The organism is Caulobacter hibisci (genome assembly GCF_016135805.1).
Taxonomy (GTDB): Bacteria; Pseudomonadota; Alphaproteobacteria; order Caulobacterales; family Caulobacteraceae; genus Caulobacter; species Caulobacter hibisci.
Window position 1 is genome coordinate 97875 of sequence record NZ_JADWOX010000004.1, and the last position, 16486, is coordinate 114360.

At 69.8% G+C, this 16486-nt stretch carries 14 protein-coding genes; 8 read left to right on the forward strand and 6 right to left on the reverse strand.

From position 1 onward, the window contains the following. Positions 1-178 precede the first annotated feature (178 nt). The 7 genes from I4Q42_RS08155 (at position 179) to I4Q42_RS08185 (ending at position 6394) form a co-directional block, all read left to right on the forward strand. Positions 179-1426, forward strand: a complete 1248-nt coding sequence (locus tag I4Q42_RS08155; RefSeq protein WP_198575573.1) for an amidohydrolase family protein — start codon at positions 179-181, stop codon at positions 1424-1426. Next, complete coding sequence (locus I4Q42_RS08160; RefSeq protein WP_198575574.1) at positions 1426-2238, forward strand: alpha/beta hydrolase family protein; 813 nt, start codon at positions 1426-1428, stop codon at positions 2236-2238. Before I4Q42_RS08155 ends, I4Q42_RS08160 begins: the two co-directional genes overlap by 1 nt. Further along, positions 2238-3782 carry a bifunctional 3-(3-hydroxy-phenyl)propionate/3-hydroxycinnamic acid hydroxylase MhpA gene (mhpA, locus tag I4Q42_RS08165; RefSeq protein WP_198575575.1) on the forward strand — a complete coding sequence of 515 codons (1545 nt, stop codon included), beginning with the start codon at positions 2238-2240 and terminating at the stop codon, positions 3780-3782. The genes I4Q42_RS08160 and mhpA overlap by 1 nt, the downstream gene beginning before the upstream one ends. Then, positions 3770-4222 carry a GlcG/HbpS family heme-binding protein gene (locus I4Q42_RS08170; RefSeq protein ID WP_198575576.1) on the forward strand — a complete coding sequence of 151 codons (453 nt, stop codon included), beginning with the start codon at positions 3770-3772 and terminating at the stop codon, positions 4220-4222. The genes mhpA and I4Q42_RS08170 overlap by 13 nt, the downstream gene beginning before the upstream one ends. Before the next feature lie 10 nt (positions 4223-4232). Then, on the forward strand, positions 4233-5108 hold the full coding sequence (locus I4Q42_RS08175) for a VOC family protein (protein ID WP_198575577.1): 876 nt from the start codon (positions 4233-4235) through the stop codon (positions 5106-5108). 33 nt (positions 5109-5141) lie between these two features. Continuing rightward, complete coding sequence (locus I4Q42_RS08180; protein ID WP_198575578.1) at positions 5142-5984, forward strand: fumarylacetoacetate hydrolase family protein; 843 nt, start codon at positions 5142-5144, stop codon at positions 5982-5984. A 167-nt stretch (positions 5985-6151) separates the two neighbouring features. Then, positions 6152-6394, forward strand: coding sequence for a hypothetical protein (locus I4Q42_RS08185; RefSeq protein ID WP_198575579.1), 243 nt, complete (start codon positions 6152-6154; stop codon positions 6392-6394). 126 nt (positions 6395-6520) lie between these two features. On the opposite strand, the gene I4Q42_RS08190 is transcribed toward I4Q42_RS08185, so the two are convergent. From I4Q42_RS08190 to I4Q42_RS08200, 3 genes are all read right to left on the reverse strand, one after another. Then, on the reverse strand, positions 6521-6949 hold the full coding sequence (locus tag I4Q42_RS08190) for a DUF2147 domain-containing protein (protein WP_198575580.1): 429 nt from the start codon (positions 6947-6949) through the stop codon (positions 6521-6523). Positions 6950-7109: 160 nt separating this feature from the next. After that, a complete protein-coding gene (locus I4Q42_RS08195) occupies positions 7110-7589 on the reverse strand; it encodes a protein activator of alkane oxidation PraB (protein ID WP_198575581.1) in 480 nt (159 codons plus the stop codon). Between the two features lie 204 nt (positions 7590-7793). Then, positions 7794-10745, reverse strand: coding sequence for a TonB-dependent receptor (locus I4Q42_RS08200; RefSeq protein ID WP_198575582.1), 2952 nt, complete (start codon positions 10743-10745; stop codon positions 7794-7796). A gap of 192 nt (positions 10746-10937) precedes the next feature. On the opposite strand from I4Q42_RS08200, the gene I4Q42_RS08205 reads away from it, so the two are divergent. Further along, a complete protein-coding gene (locus I4Q42_RS08205; RefSeq protein WP_198575583.1) occupies positions 10938-12614 on the forward strand; it encodes an FAD-binding dehydrogenase in 1677 nt (558 codons plus the stop codon). 3 nt (positions 12615-12617) lie between these two features. On the opposite strand, the gene I4Q42_RS08210 is transcribed toward I4Q42_RS08205, so the two are convergent. From I4Q42_RS08210 to I4Q42_RS08220, 3 genes are read right to left on the reverse strand one after another with little or no spacing between them, the layout of a single operon-like run. Continuing rightward, positions 12618-14345: an AMP-binding protein gene (locus I4Q42_RS08210; RefSeq protein ID WP_198575584.1), complete on the reverse strand. Its 1728-nt coding sequence runs from the start codon at positions 14343-14345 to the stop codon at positions 12618-12620. Then, entirely contained in the window at positions 14342-15628 is a 1287-nt protein-coding gene (locus I4Q42_RS08215; protein ID WP_198575585.1) for an acetyl-CoA C-acetyltransferase, read from the reverse strand. Before I4Q42_RS08215 ends, I4Q42_RS08210 begins: the two co-directional genes overlap by 4 nt. Further along, entirely contained in the window at positions 15622-16485 is an 864-nt protein-coding gene (locus tag I4Q42_RS08220) for a MaoC family dehydratase (RefSeq protein WP_198575586.1), read from the reverse strand. Before I4Q42_RS08220 ends, I4Q42_RS08215 begins: the two co-directional genes overlap by 7 nt. Position 16486: the final 1 nt, after the last annotated feature.

The window sequence follows — 16486 nt, forward strand, 5'->3', positions numbered from 1 at the left end:
GGCGACCATAAGCCGCATCAAGGCGTCCCTGGCTCGGCGGCCCCATCATCGCCGGTGATGCGAGACATTCCCCGATTGAATTTTTTCCGGCCGGTCCCCTCCCCGTAAATGGCGGCAAGGGGCGCGGCGCATCATCGACCGCCGCCCGCGAACAAGAATCGACAGGGTGGAACCACACGTGGCGCGTACGCTCATCACCAACATCCAGATCTTCGACGGTTCGGGCCGCGCGCCCTTCTCCGGCGAGGTTCTGATCGAGGACAACCGCATCGCCCGCGTGGCGGAGACGGCGTCCGAAGGCCGCATCGAGGCCGCCGACGCCACCGTGATCGACGGCGCCGGGGCCACCCTGATGCCGGGCATGGTCGAGGCTCACGCCCACCTGTCCTGGCCCTCGTCGATCGAGCGCTTCATCCCCGACTTCGTGCTGCCGCCGGAAGAACAACTGCTGGCCACAGTACGCAACGCCCGGGTGCTGCTGGAGAGCGGCTTCACCAGCGCCTATTCGGCCGGCGCCCTGGGCGAACGCATCGAGGTGGTGGTCCGCAACGAGATCGACGGCGGCTGGACCCCCGGCCCGCGCCTGCGCGCCTCGACCATCGAGCGCAGCCCCGAAGGCGACCCGATCGCCACCGGCGACATCCATCACGGCCGCGGCGCCGACGCCATGAAGGCCTTCGTCAAGTTCTGCAAGGAGATCGGCATCGACCAGGTCAAGCTGCAGATCAGCGGCGAGGACGCGCTGCTGCCCGGCAGTTCGCAGCATATCCTATATACCGAGGAAGAGGCCCAGGCGGCCGGCGAGCAGGCCCGCGAAAGCGACATCTGGCTGTCGGCCCACACCCAGGCCAGCGAGGCGATCAAGATGGCCCTGCGGGCTGGCGTGCGGGTGCTCTACCACTGCACCTACGCCGACGCCGAAGCCCTCGACCTGCTGGAAGCGGCCAAGGACGAGATCTTCGTGGCGCCCGCCATCGGCGTCATCGTCGCCACCCTGGAAGCCAAGCCGCCGCCCCACATCGACATGACGTCGATGAAGGAAGCCGCTGTTCCGGTTATAGAATTGTCCAAGAAGCTCATCCCCGAGCTTAAGCGCCGAGGCATCCGGGTTCTGCCCGGCGGCGACTACGGTTTCCCGTTCAATCCGAACGGGACCAACGCCCGCGACCTGCAGCACTTCGTCGACCTGTTCGGCTACACCCCGACCGAGGCCCTGGTGGCCGCCACCAAGCTGGGCGGCGAGCTGATGGGCCGCGCCCACGAGCTCGGTTTGGTCGAGCCGGGCTATCTGGCCGACCTGCTGCTGGTCGACGGCGACCCGACGCAGGACGTCTCGATCCTGCAGCGCCGCGACCGCCTGCTGATGATCATGAAGGACGGCAAGATGCACAAGGCGCCGGCGCAACCGATCGCGCGAGCCGCCTGATGACCCTGCGTTCCGACATCGTCTTCGGCGCGGCCGGTTCGGCCGAGCTGAAGGGCGACCTCTACCTGCCCGACGCCCCCGGCCCGCACCCCGTGCTGGTTGCCGCCCCCGGCGGCGCCTGGCTGCGCAACGACAAGGCCCAGCTGGCCCGTTGGGGCAAGCACCTGGCCGCCCAGGGCTACGCCGTCTTCGCCATCGACTACCGCCGCTCCACCAACGGCAAGTCGTTTCCCGGCAACGTCCAGGACGTGGTCGAGGCCGCGCGGCTCCTCAAGCGCGAAGCCGCGTCGCTGGGCGTCGACGCCGACCGCATCGGCCTGCTCGGCGCCTCGGCCGGCGCGCACCTGACGGCCCTGGCCGCCCTGGCCCAGGGCCAGCCCTGGCTCTATGGCGAGACCGTCCAGTTCAAGACCCTGGTCGCCGTCTACGGCGTCTACGACCTGTTCGCCCACTGGCAGGCCGATCTCGACAAGAACGCCGCCCTCGGGACCGATCCGACCCACCGCATGCTGGGCGTGGACCCTTACGAGGACCCGCAGGCCTATGTCGCCGCCTCGCCGCTGCGTCACGTGCGCTACGATCGCAACGCCCTGAAGGTGCTGGTGATCTGGGGGCAGAACGACCACGACATCGCCCCGGCCCAGTCCGAGGCCTTCGCCCGCGCCCTGCGCCAGGCCCGTTTCTTCGTGCGCACCCTGCCCGTGCCCGACGCCGGCCACTTCTGGTTCAGCGAGGAAGAGGTCGACACGCCCCACACCGCCGCCGGCCGGGTCGCCCCCGCCATCGTCCGTTTTCTCGACAAGCACCTGTGATGACCTACGACGTCGCCATCGTCGGCTGCGGCCCCGTCGGGGCCCTGGCCGCCAATCTCCTGGGCCAGGCGGGCCTCAGCGTTCTGGTGCTCGAGCAGGAGCGCGATCCGCATCCCCTGCCCCGCGCCGTCCACCTCGACCACGAGATGATGCGCATCTTCCAGGGCGCGGGCCTCGTCGATCGCCTGCATCCGCTGATGCGCGAGACGCAGGGCCACCTGCACATCGGCGCCGACGGCGGGGTGATCCGCTACATGGGCACGGCCGGCCAGGCCAAGCGCTTCGGATGGGCCAACGACTACTTCTTCTACCAGCCGGAGCTGGAAGCGCAGTTGCGCGACGCCCTGGCCCGCTTTCCGGCCGTGACCCTGCGCCTGGGCGCCAAGCTGGAAAGCCTGACCCAGGACGACGCCGGCGCCGACCTCGTCCTGGCCGGCGGCGAAACCCTGCGGGCCCGCTGGGTGATCGCCTGCGACGGGGCCCGCAGCGCCGTGCGCAAGAGCCTGGGCGTCAAGCTCGACGACCTCGACTTCGAAGAGCCCTGGCTGGTGGTTGACGCCGAGGTCGACGGTCCGATCGTCTTCCCCGACATCCCCGGCCTGCCGGCGGGCGCCGACCTGCAGCAGCTGTCCGTCATGCTGTGCGATCCGCGCCGTCCGGCCACCATCGTACCGGGCCGTGGAAATCACCGCCGCTGGGAGTTCATGCTGCTGCCCGGCGAGGACGACCAGGCGATGATGGCGACCGAGCAGGTCGAGGCTCTCATCGCGCCGTGGGTGGAGGGCTCGACCTACCGCCTGGTGCGCGCCGCCACCTATCGCTTCCACGGCCTGGTCGCCGAGCGCTGGCGCGTGGGCCGGGTGTTCCTGGCCGGCGACGCCGCCCACCAGACCCCGCCGTTCTTCGGCCAGGGCATGTGCCACGGCCTGCGCGACGTCTCCAACCTCGCCTGGAAGCTGCCCCTGGTGATCGCCGGCCTGGCCAATGAGGCCCTGCTCGACACCTACCAGCCCGAACGCGACCCGCACGTGCGCGGCGTGATCGGCGCGGCCGTGAACGCGGGCCGCTACATCTGCCAGCTCGACCCCGCCAAGGCCGCCGAGCGCGACGCCCACATGCGCGAGGTCATGGCCGCCGCCAAGCCTGGAACCACGGCCGCCGACCTGATCCCCGCCTACCAGGCCGGCGTCGCCCGGCCCGGCTCCGGCGAACGCTTCATCCATCCCCGCGTCGGCGGCGTGCTGCTCGACGACGTCCTGGGCGAAGGCTTCGCGGTCATCGCTCGTGAACCCGTCGCGTCATCGCCGGCCTTCGCCCACATCGGCGGTTCGATCCACGTGATCGGCCAGGGGCTCGACGACGCCGACGGCGCGCTTGCCGCCTGGCTCGACGCCAAGGGCGCGGCCGCCGTGCTGCTGCGGCCCGACCGCTACGTCTACGGGGTCGCCGAAACGGCCGACGCCCTGCCCGCCCTGATCGACCAGCTTCGCGCCGACCTGTCCCTGAAGGTCGCAGCGCCCGAGGAGACCGCATGTCCCGTCTGACCCTGGAGGCCGCCTCCATCATCGTCGACGCCGCCCTGGCCCAAGCCCGCCGCGACGGCTACCAGCCGCTGGCCGTGGCCGTGCTCGACGCGGGCGCGCATCTGGTGGCCCTCAAGCGCGAGGACGACGCCAGCCTGATGCGGCCGCAGATCGCCGTCGCCAAGGCCACCGGCGCTCTGGGCATGGGCTACGGCAGCCGCGAACTGGCCAAGCGCGCCAACGCCGCCCCGGTGTTCTACTCGGCCCTGTTCGCCATCAGCGGCGGGGCCATGGCCCCCTCGCCCGGCGGCGTGCTGATCCGCGACGAAGGCGGCCGGATCATCGGCGCGGTGGGCATCAGCGGCGACACCGGCGACGCCGACGAGGCCTGCGCCATCGCCGGCGTCATCGCCGCCGCCCTCACCCCCGATCCCGGCGGCGCGCCTGCGCCGCAAGCTTAGAGTGTCCCCCATGCGCCTTCGCAGCATCGAACTGAATTTGCCCGACACCGCCGCGGCCGCCGACTTCCTGACCGGGACCTGGGGCCTGGCCGACGCCGGGTCGGCGGGCGAGACACGCTACCTGCGCGGCTCGGGGACCTTCCCCTATCTCGTGGCCATGACCGAGACGCCGGGACCGTCGGTGCGCTGCACCACCTTCGTCGGCGAGGAGGCCGAGGTTGAAGCCATCGCCGCCAAGGCCCGCGCCGCCGGCGCCCCGGTGGTCGAGACGGTCTCCGAAGACCTCGGCGGTGGACGGGGAATCCTGGTCCAGCTGCCCGAGGGCGAGGTCTTCCGCTTCCTGCACGACGCGGCCCTGGCCGAGCCGATCGAGGGCCGCGAGCTGCCGGTCAAGCTGACCCACGTGGTGATGAACGCCGCCGACGCCGAGGCTACGGCCGACTTCGCCGAGGCGGCCCTGGGCTTCAAGGTCTCCGACCGCACCAAGGGCATGGTGTTCGTGCGCTGCAACGCCTCGCACCACTCCACCGCCTTCGCCCGCGCCGGCTTCACCTCGCTGAACCACATCGCCTTCGAGATGGCCGACCTGGACGCGGTGATGCGCGGCGTCGGCCGCCTGCGCGACACCGGCGCGGTTCCGGCCTGGGGCCCTGGCCGCCACGGCCCGGGCGACAACGTCTTCGCCTATTTCATCGCCCCTTTCGGCGCGGTCGTGGAGTTCTCCACCGCCGTCGAGGTCATCCCCGACGACTACAAGGTCGGCGCCCCCGAGGACTGGACCTGGCCCGAGGGCCGCATCGACCAGTGGGGCCTGTCGGGCAAGGACTTCGCCGCCCTGACCCAGGCCGAGCGCACCTTCGGGCACGCAGCCCTCCCGACCGCCTAGACGCAACGCACTCCAAGAGTTGAGACGAACCTCATGAAACTGATCAGCTTCCTGCGCGGCGGCGTCGCCTCCTACGGCGCGATCCAGGGCGACCGCGTCGCCGACTTCGGGGCCATCGCCGGTCCGGACGAGCACGACCTCGTCGCCGCCCTGCGCCTGGACGCCATCCCCGCTCTGGCCGCCGAAGCCGCCTTCGACGTGCCGGTCTCCGAGATCCAGCTGCTGCCGGTCGTCACCACGCCGGGCAAGATCTTCTGCGTCGGCCACAACTACGAGACCCACCGCCAGGAGACCGGCCGGGCCAAGGTCGGCCACCCATCGATCTTCACCCGCTTCGCCGACACCCTGACCCCGCACGGCGGCCCGATCGTGCGACCCAAGAGCTCGACCAGCCTCGACTATGAGGGCGAACTGGCCATCGTCATCGGCAAGGGCGGCCGCCACATCAGCGAGGCCGACGCCATGAGCCACGTGGCGGGCTTTGCCTGCGCCAACGACGCCTCGGTGCGCGACTGGCAGTGGCACACCCAGCAGTTCACGCCGGGGAAGAACTTCCCCGGCACCGGCGGCCTTGGCCCCTGGCTGGTCACGCCCGACGAGATCGACGACCTGAACGCCGTCACCGTCACCACCCGCCTCAACGGCCAGCAGGTGCAGCACGCCAGCCTGGCCGACCTGATCTTCCCGCTGCCGACCATCATCGCCTACCTGTCGGGCTTCACCCCGCTGTCGCCGGGCGACCTGATCCTGACCGGCACCCCGGGCGGCGTCGGCGCCAAGCGCGAACCGCCGCTGTGGATGAAGGCCGGCGACGTCGTCGAGGTCGAGATCACCGGCGTCGGCCTGCTGTCGAACACGGTGGTTGATGAAGCTTGAGTCAAAGCGTGGCAGCCGAAAGTGTCAGCGGTTCCGGCGCCCGCCACGCTCCAGAGAGAGCGGAATGCGGCCTTAAGCCGCTGTTCAAGCGCGGTTAATCCTGGACGGCGCATCGTGGACTTCAAAGCCGGGGACCTGTTCCCCGGCCCTTTCCACGAGTGCCCGCCATGCTTCGTCGCAAGAAACAGCCCAAGATCACCTTCCCTGTCCGGGTCGGCGACACCGTCGAGGTCGTGCTCCGCTGCGGCCACCGCACGCGCGCCTCGGTGCTGTGCTCGCAGGCTGGTCTGGTGGAGCTGGCCTACCGCAAGGCCGACGACCGCTTCGGCCACGCCTTCGTCGACGCCGCCACCCTGCAGCCGGGCGAAGTTTCGCGCTGGGCGTTCTCGGCCGCGCGTCCGCAGGCCTAAGGGGCGGCAATATCCGGCTCCGTGAGTGATCCTCGCCCTTCGACAGGCTCAGGGTGAGGATCATTTCAGGCCAGGGTGATAGAAAAACCTCATCCTGAGCTTGTCGAAGGACGAGGTTTTCGCCCCCTAAGCCACCCGCGTCCAAACCTGCGTCTTGCACAGCAGGTTGCCCAACACGCAGCCCTTGGCCCTCAGTCGGCCGGCGTCGAGCACCAGCACCCGGCCCGAGAAGGTCATGTTGACGTCCGGCGCGAAGACCTTGCCGCGCCACTCGCCCTTGTCGCCGCGGGCGAAGTCGCGCAGCAGCTGCTGGCCCAGCAGTTCGTTGCCCGAGCCCTTGCGGGCGTCGGTCCGCGCCTCGTCGTTGGCCCAGACCACATAGCCGCAGACCTCGGGTCCGCACGGCTTGATCTCCACATGGACGCTGTCCTTGGGATTGCGCCAGACGCCGAAGATGTCGGGGCCCTGGAGCTGCGCCTGCGCCTGGAAGGGCGTGGTCGCGGCCAGCGCGACGAACGCTGCGACGCCCAGGCGTGCGAGCCGGGATAGAGACACGGGCGAACTCCCCTCCGACGCGTCCGCGCGCCGCTGATCCCGGCCACGGTCGGCTGGACCTCGCCTTGCGTCAAGCCCTCGCTCCGCAACAAGAAAAAGGCCGGGAACCCGAAGGATCCCGGCCAGACAGGGGTGGAGAGAAACTGCGCCCGATAGTGCCTTAGGACACGGTCAGCGAAGGCGAGCTGTTGAGCGTGCCGGTGATGGTGCAGCTGTTGGGCGAGCCCGGGATCGTGGCGCCGGTGAAGGTCACCTTGCCCGGCGAGCCGTTGACCCAGCTGGTGGTGATGTTGCCGCTGCAGCTGCCCAGGATCGAGGTGGCGCCGATGCCGACGACGGTGATCGAGGTGCCGCCGTTCAGCGTGATGCCCCACGGGAAGCCCGTCGGGAACACCAGGGTGCCGCACTGCCAGCTGCCGCCGCTGAACGAGCCGCTGGTGATGGTGGCCGAACCGCCGCCGGCCGGCACGGAGCCGGTCAGGGAGACGTTGCAGGTCACCGTCGTCGACTGGCTGAGGGTCAGCGTGCCGGTCAGGGTGAAGCTGGTGGGGTTGGGGGTGATGGTGGCGGCCGAGGCGGACCCGGCGAAACCCGCGGCGGCCAGGACGGCGGCGGCGAGAACAGAAGCGCTCTTCAACATGACGACTTCCTCCTGCTTGTTTTTACAACCTCTCATTGGAGGTCGATGGCGATGCAACTATCAAATTACATTGGAGTCAAAAGAAATAATTATAAAAAACAATGACTTATAATGTATTCATGACTGACCACGACGTCCCTCGGGGGGCGCCGGAAAAGGGCGCCGTCCCACGGTTGCGGGACGGCCAGTCGCCGAGGATCGGGCCTAGAAGCGCTTGGACACGCTGACCCCCACGAGGCGCGGATCGAGGGTGAAGACGTTGGCCGTCAGGCCCGTGTCGTCGCTGTTGGTGAAGGTGTCGGTGATCGGGGTCTTGTCGAACAGGTTCTTGACGTAGGCCTGGAAGACGAGCCCGGCGGTGGGGTTCTCCAGCGTCGCGGAGACGTTGACGTTGTCCCAGGCCTTCAGCCGGTCGTACTCGGTGTTGTAGACCCGCGCCCAGCTGCTGCCCTGGTAGTAGTAGTCGCCGCGCAGCGTCAGGCTCCAGTCGTCCTTGAAGAAGGTGTATTGGGCGCCGACATTGGCGGTCCAGTTCGGCGCGTTGGGCAGTTCGTTGCCGCTGAGGTCGGCCTCGAAGCCGCGGCCGCCGTTGGGGGCCTCGGTCAGCGGGTCGTAGGTGAAGCCGAAGAACCGCCAGAACGGCAGCGTCGAGGTGAAGTTCGGATTGAAGGTCCCCGTCCGCAGCGAGCCGCCGCACAGGGCCTGCAGGGCCAGGGTCTGCAGCTCCACCGGGAACGGCCGCGACAGGATGGTCTCGACATAGCGGGTGGGCGCGATGCAGTTGGACGGCACCTGCAGCCACGGCCGCAGCACCATCCAGTCGTCATTGCCCTGGGTGCGGTTCATGACGTCGATGGAGCCTTCGCCATCGGCGATCTTGGTGTTCAGGTAGCCGAGATTGGCGTCCAGGCGGAAGTTGCGGTTGGGCCGGAACACCGTCTCGAGTTCGACGCCCCAGGTGCGGGAGTCGAAGTTCTCGTTCAGCGAGATGCGGTCGACGATCTGCGACACCTGGTAGTTGGTGTAGTCGTAATAGAAGGCCGTAGCGTTCAGCCGCAGCGCGCCGCCGGCCAGGGTGTTCTTGGTCCCGATCTCGAAGGCGTTGACGTATTCAGGATCGAAGGTCTCGGCCAGCGGCTGGTACTGGATCACCGTCGGATTGATGTCGACGCGCGGCGGGTTGGCGCCGCCGCCCTTGTAGCCCCGCGAGTAGGAGGCATAGACCAGGGTCGCGTCGGTGAAGCTGAGCTCCGGTTTCCAGTCGAGCACCAGGCGGCCGGTGACCGCGTCCCAGCGCTGGTCGATATCGTCCAGGGCCGGATAGCCGCGGCTGACATAGCCGCCCGACGACGAGCCCGGACTGCCCCGGTCGGCGCCCAGCAGCAGCTGGCTCGGATAGGGCGTGCTGACCTTGTGGTCGTCTGTGTAGCGCAGGCCCGCCGTCAGCCGCCAATTGGGGGTGAGATCGTAATAGGCCTCGCCGAACACGCCCCACGAGCGGGTGTGGATGGCGTTCTTGCTGCGGAAGTAGTTGTGGCCGTCGCCCGCGAGGTTCTCCAGCGAGGTGGGATCCACATAGACGCACTCCTTGGGAGTGGTCGGCGTGCAGGGCGCGGTCTGGCGGCCCTGCTCGGTCGGCAGGGCGACGTCGACGTTGTAATAGTACTCGGCCAGGAACGTGAACACGTTGTTGAACACGAAGTAGTCGTCGGCCGACTTGAAGTCGATGTAGTTGGCCCCGAGGCTGAAGTTGAACCGGCCGTCGAAGGCCGACTGCAGGCGCAGTTCCTGGGTCCACTGGCGATTGTCCGAGCGGCTGAGATCGACCGAGATCATCCGGTTCGACGTGCCCAGCTGCGGGTCGGTGTAGTAGCCGCCCGACAGGAACGACTTGCCGACGATCGGCTGGCCCAGCACGTCGAACAGGCCATCGGTGCTGCTGAAGATCGGGTTGGAGACGAAGCGGTTGTAGTCCTGGGACGAGTAGTAGTCGTCCTTGGCGTAGGCCGTCTGCGAGATCAGCTTCAGCTTGTCGGTCAGGTCGAACTCGAGGTTGAACTGCACGACGTCGTTCTTGGCCCGGAACACCGGATCGTAGCTGGTGGCGATCTCGCGCAGGTCGCGCGACTGGGTCAGGCCGGCATAGGGGTCGGTCCCCAGCGGCACGGCGAACACCGTCTGGTTGGCCGCGTTCTGGCCCAGCGACACCGAGGCCAGGAAGATGTGGGCGAAGGCCCCGCCGTTGGGCACGCCATAGGCCGCGTCATTGTACAGCGACCCCGGCAGGCAGCCCTGGCTGAGGCGATTGCGGATCAGCGACGAGGTGATCGTCACCGCCCCGACCGTGGTCGGACCCGGATCGTTGGTGCACAGCTGCTTGCCGGTGCGCGAGCGATGGTCGTCTTCCTTGAAGTGCTCCCAGATCACGTTGCTGCGGAAGCGGTCGTTCGGCTCCCAGGCCGCCGACAGCCGGGTGGACCACAGGTCGCGGTCGTTGACCTGGGTGTCGTTGAAGGTGTTGTGGTCGAAGCCGTCGCGCTGGGTCGCCGCGCCCGCCAGGCGCAGGGCGAAGGTCTCGCCGATCGGCAGGTTGATCAGGGCCTGCATGCGGCGGCTGTCGTAGTTGCCGGCCTCGGCCTTGACGAAGCCCTCGAACTCCCGGCCCGGCAGGTTCGGGATCATGTTGACGACGCCGCCCGTGGCGTTGCGGCCATAGAGCGTGCCCTGCGGCCCGCGCAGCACCTCCACCCGCGCCACGTCGAGATATTCCTGCTCGAACAGCCGGTTGCGGATCAGCGGCGTGGAGTTGAAGCTGACGGCCACGGCGGGGTCGCTGCTGGCCGAGATCGCCTTGGTCCCGACCCCGCGGATCGAGAAGTTGTACATGCTGAAGTTGGCCTTCGAAAAGGAGACGTTCGGCACGGCCCGGACCAGTTCGGAGCCGCCCTCGATCTTCCGTTCGTTGAGCGCTTCCGAAGACAGGGCCGAGACGGCGATCGGCACCTGCTGGATGGATTCCTCGCGCTTCTGCGCGGTGACGATGACGTCCTCGACCTGGGTCGCCTCCTGCGCCAGGGCCGGTCCCGCCGCGACGGCGAGAGCCAGCGCCGACACGGTGACGGCCAGACGTGCGCGAACGCAGGCTGCTGAAGCCATGCCCTATCCTCCCCTGCCCCGGCCAGCTCTGCGTCTGGCCCGGTGAACGTTTCCCCCGCCCCTGATCAATCTCCGGGAAGCCTGGCGGCTCGGCTCCACGGTTGGGTTGTACGATCTATCTATTCACTCGCATGTCAATACATTACTTACATCGATGTTCAGTTACGCTGCGGCGTGTGGGAGGGGTGAGAAATGGAGGCTGACGTCATCGTCGTCGGGGGCGGTCTGGCCGGCCTGGTGGCCGCCGCAGAACTGGTCCGGGCGGGCAAGCGGGTCGCCCTGGTCGAGCAGGAAAACCAGGCCAATCTGGGCGGCCAGGCCTTCTGGTCGTTCGGCGGCCTGTTCCTGGTCGACTCGCCCGAACAGCGGCGGCTGGGCGTGCGCGACAGCCTGGATCTCGCCTGGCGCGACTGGCAGGGCAGCGCCGGCTGGGACCGGCTGGACGGCCCCTTGCCCGAGGACGAATGGTCGGTCCGCTGGGGCCGGGCCTATGTCGAGTTCGCGGCCGGCGAAAAGCGCGCCTGGTTGCGCCGGCACGGGATCAGCCTGACGCCGATGGTCGGCTGGGCCGAGCGCGGCGCGGGCCAGGCCATGGGCCACGGCAATTCGGTTCCCCGCTTCCACGTCGCCTGGGGCACCGGCACCGGCATCTCCGAGCCCTTCGCCGACCGCGCCCGCCAGGCCGCGACCGAGGGGCGGCTGAGTTTCCACCATCGCCATCGGGTCGACCAGCTGCTGGTCGAGGGCGGCCGGGTCACCGGCGTCTCCGGCGCGATCCTGGCGCCCGACGACGCCCCACGCGGCGCGCCGTCCAGCCGCGTGGCGGTCGGCGACTTCACGCTGAAGGCCGGGGCCGTGATCCTGGCCACCGGCGGCATCGGCGGCAATCACGACCTGGTCCGCCGCTACTGGCCCGAGCGCCTGGGCGCGCCGCCGGCCAGCATGATCACCGGCGTGCCGGCCTATGTGGACGGGCGCATGCTCGACATCGCCGGCGCGGCCGGGGCCCGGCTCGTGAACCGCGACCGCATGTGGCACTACGTGGAAGGGGTGCGGAACTGGGCCCCGATCTGGCCCCAGCACGCGATCCGGATCCTGCCCGGTCCCTCGTCGATGTGGTTCGACGCCCTGGGCCGGCGGCTGCCCTTCCCCGCCCTGCCCGGCTACGACACCATCGCCACCCTGCGCCACCTGCGCACCACGCCGGACCTGGCGCAGCACGACCACAGCTGGTTCATCGTCACCCAGAAGATCCTTGAAAAGGAATTCGCCCTCTCCGGCTCCGAGCAGAACGGCGACATCACCAATCGCCGGCGCCTGGCCCTGCTGAAGTCGCGCCTGGGCAAGGGCGCGCCGCCCGAGGTCGACGCCTTCAAGCGCCACGGCGCCGACTTCGTGGTCGCCGACACGCTGGAGGATCTGGTCGGCAAGATGAACGGCTTGACCGACAGCCCCCTGCTCGACGCCGCCCTGGTCCGCCGCCAGATCGAGGACCGCGACGCCCAGATCGCCAACCCCTTCGCCAAGGACCTGCAGGTGATCGGCATCCACAACAGCCGCCGCGCCCTGGGCGACCGCCTGGCCCGCACGGCCGCGCCGCACCGGATCCTCGATCCCGCCGCCGGGCCGCTGATCGGGGTCAAGCTGCACGTCCTGACCCGCAAGTCGCTGGGCGGCCTGCAGACCGACCTGAGCGGCCGGGTGCTGACCCCCGACGGCCGGGTGCTGGAGGGTCTCTACGCGGCCGGCGAGGCCTCCGGCTTCGGCGGCGGCGGCATGCACGGCTACAACGCCCTGGAGGGCACCTTCCTGGGCGGCTGCATCTTCTCCGGACGGCCGGCGGGCGTGGCGTCTGCGGGGGCGGTCTGAGCCTCAGCCCCGCAGCTCCCGCCGCAGCACCTTGCCCACGGCCGTCTTGGGCAGGGGCTCGGCGCGGAGCTCGACGAGGCGCGGGACCTTGTAGCCGGTCAGCCGCTCGCGGCACCAGGCGATCACCTCCGCCTCCGTCAGTTCGGCCGAGCGCGGCACGACCACCAGCTTGATCCGCTCGCCCTGCACCGGATCGGGCACGCCGACGGCGGCGACCTCGTCGACCAGCGGATGGGCGGCGACCACGTCCTCGATCTCGCTGGGATAGACGTTGAAGCCCGAGACCAGGATCATCTCCTTCAGCCGGTCGAGCAGCCGCACCCGGCCGTTGGCCTGCATCACCCCGATGTCGCCGGTGGCCAGCCAGCCGTCGGCCGACAGCACCCGGTCGGTCTCGTCGGGATGGTTCCAGTAGCCCTTCATCACCTGCGGCCCGCGCACGCAAAGCTCACCCGGCTCGTCGATCCCGCACCAGGATCCGTCCTCGCGTCGCATCCGCACCTCGGTCGAGGGCGTCGGCAAGCCCACCGTGCCGTCGAAGGCCATGGTTTCGGGCCGCTCCAGGTCGACATAGCCGATGCAGACGATCGGCGAGCATTCGGTCAGGCCGTAGCCCTCGATCACCGGACAGCCGGTGACGGCCTCCCATTCCTCGGCCACGGCGCGCTGGGTGGCCATGTCGCCGGCGATGGTCAGGCTCAGCTGCGAGAAGTCGCGGCCGCGGAAGGACTCGTTCTTCAGCAGGCTGGCGAACAGGGTGTTGAGGCCGGCCAGCCCCGCGAACCGCTCCTTGCGCAGCACCCATTCCACCCGTTTGGCGTCGCGCGGATTGGCGATCAGGATGTTGCGCCCGCCCACCCCGACGAACATCAGCAGGTTCGCGGTCAACGAGAACACATGGTAGAGCGGCAGCATCGTCACATTGCCCACCGCCTGGTCCGGGGGGATCTGGCTCATGATCCAGGCCCGGCCCTGCATGACGTTGGCCAGGATGTTGCGATGGGTCAGCATGGCCCCCTTGGCCACCCCCGTCGTGCCGCCGGTATATTGCAGGAAGGCTAGGTCCTGCGGGCGCACGTCGACCGGCTTCAGCCTCAGCCGCCGCGCCCGCCGCATCATCGCCGGCCAGCGCAGGGCGCCAGGCAGCCTCCATCGGGGGACCAGCTTCTCGACATGGCGCATCAGGGCGTTGATCGCCGCGCCCTTGGCCCAGCCCATCATGTCGCCCATCGACGTCACGACCACGTGGCGCAGCGCCGTGCCCTCGATCGCCTGCTCCAGGGTGCGGGCGAACATGTCCATGACCACGATGACGACCGCGCCGCTGTCCTCCAGCTGATGACGCAACTCGCGCGGCGTGTAGAGCGGGTTGACGTTGACCACCACGGCGCCGGCCAGCAGCGTCCCGAACAGGGCGACCGGATATTGCAGGCAGTTGGGCATCATCAGCGCCACCCGCTCGCCCGGCCGCACGCCGGCCGCCTGCAGCCAGGCGGCGAAGGCTCGGGCCTCCTTCAGCGCCCGGCCGTAGGTGACGCCGCTGCCCATGCTGACGAAGCCGGTGCGGTCGGCGAAGTGGGCCGCGTCGTGCTCGAACAGCTGGCCGACCGAGCGCCACCTGGCCAGGTCGTGGTCGATGGTCGCCGGCACGCCGGGCCGATAGGCCCGGGTCCAGAACCGCTCGGCCCACAGGCGGTCGGCGTCTTCCGAGGGGAGCGGCGCGCCGGTCATTTCTCGAGCACCGCCACCACGCCCTGGCCGCCGGCGGCGCAGATCGAGATCAGACCCCGCCCGCCGCCCTTGCGGTCCAGCATGGTCGCCAGATGGGCCAGGATCCGCCCGCCGGTGGCGGCGAATGGATGGCCTGCCGCCAGCGAACTTCCGTGCACGTTCAGCGTCTCGCGATCGATGGCGCCCGGCGCGCGCGCCAGGCCCAGCCGCGCGCGGGCGTAGCCGTCGTCCTCCCAGGCCTTCAGGGTGCACAGCACCTGAGCGGCGAAGGCCTCGTGGATCTCGTAATAGTCGAAGTCCTGCAAGGAGAGGCCCAGCTTCTCCAGCAGGCGCGGCACGGCGTAGGCCGGGGCCATCAGCAGGCCCTCGTCGCCGCCGACGAAATCCACCGCCGCCGCCTCGCCGGCCCGCAGGAAGGCCAGCACCGGCAGGCCGCGCGCCTTGGCCCAGTCTTCGCTGGCCAGCAGCACGGTCGAGGCGCCGTCGGTCAGGGGCGTGGAATTGGCGGCTGTCAGCGTGCCGTGCGTGCGGTCGAACACCGGCTTCATCGTCGCCAGCCTGGCCGGGTCGATGTCGGGCCGCAGGTTGTTGTCGCGCTTCAAGCCCCGGAACGGGATCACCAGGTCGTCGAACAGGCCGTCGTCATAGGCCTTGGCCATCCGCCGATGGCTGCGCACGGCCATGGCGTCCTGGTCCTCGCGGGCTATACCCCAGCGCTTGGCCATCAGCTCGCAGCTTTCGCCCATCGACAGGCCCGTGCGCGGCTCGGCGTTGCGCGGCGGCTCGGGACGGAACGGGGCGGTCAGGCCCGCGCCCGCCAGGGCCTTCAGCCGCCCGCCCGTGGTTTTCTCGCGATTGGCCGCCAGCAGCGCCTTGCGGAAGCCCTCGTTCAGCGCGATCGGCGCGTCCGAGGTCGTATCGACGCCGCCGGCGACGCCGACCTCGATCTGGCCCAGGGCGATCTTGTTGGCCACCAGGATCGCCGCCTCCAGCCCCGTGCCGCAGGCCTGGCTGACGTCATAGGCGGGGGTGTCGTGGCCGAGGGTCGTCGACAGCAGGCTTTCCCGCGTCAGGGCGATGTCGCGCGAGTGCTTCAGCACCGCCCCTGCCGCAACCTCGCCCAAGCGCAGGCCGTGCAGGTCGAAACGGTCGGCCAGGCCCTGGAGGGCGGCGGTCAGCATCTCCTGGTTGGAGGCGTCGGCATAGGCGGTGTTGGAGCGCGCGAAGGGTATGCGGCAGCCGCCGATCACGGCGACGCGCCGGGGCGCGGGCAAGGTCAGCATGGAGAAGGATCCTGGAGTTGGGGCGACAGCGTCAGCCGCCCGCGCAGATGGGTTCGGCGGCCCGCGCCGTCCGTCAGTTCGAAGGCGCCGTCCGGCCCGCCGGCCAGCCGGGCCTCGCCGGGCAGCAGCAGCGGCGCGCGGAAGGCCGTCTCGACCTCGATGGCCTCGACCGCCCGTCCCCGGGTCAGGGCCGCCACGGCCCGCGCCTTGGCCCACATGCCGTGGGCGATCGGCCGCTTGAAGCCGAACAATCGCGCGCCCAGGGCCCAGGTGTGGATCGGATTGGCGTCGCCCGACACCCGGGCGTAGCGGCGGCCGATGTCGGCCGGCACCTTCCATGTCTCGATTGGCGCCTCGGCCGTCTCGCCGTCGAGCTTGGGCGCCGGCGCGCCGTGGCCGGCCTTGCCCAGGCGCAGATAGACGCTCTCGCCCCGCCAGATCGTCTCGCCGCCGCGCAGCACCTTGGCGACCAGCGAGAAGGCCTGGCCCCTGTCGTGGGCCAGCAGCCGCCCGGTCCGCGCCGTCACGGTCACCGCCTCGCCGATCCGCAGGGGCGCCGATTGGCGGATGTGGTTGTGGATATGCACCAGGCCGACGGCCGGGAACGGAAAGTCCGCCGCCAGCAGGATCCGCATCTGCAACGGAAAGGCCAGGATGTGGGCGTAGGTCGGCGGGACGCCGTGCTCGGGAGCGAAGCCGCACAGTTCCGCATAGGCCATGACGGCCTCGGCCCGGATCCAGACCTGGTCGGCCCGCAGGGCGGTCGGCGGCAGGTCGCGGTCTTGGCGTCCGCGCAGCAGGCCGCGCGCCGCGCCCCAGGCCAGGCCCAGGGGCGACAGAGGCTCGGCGTCGCCCATG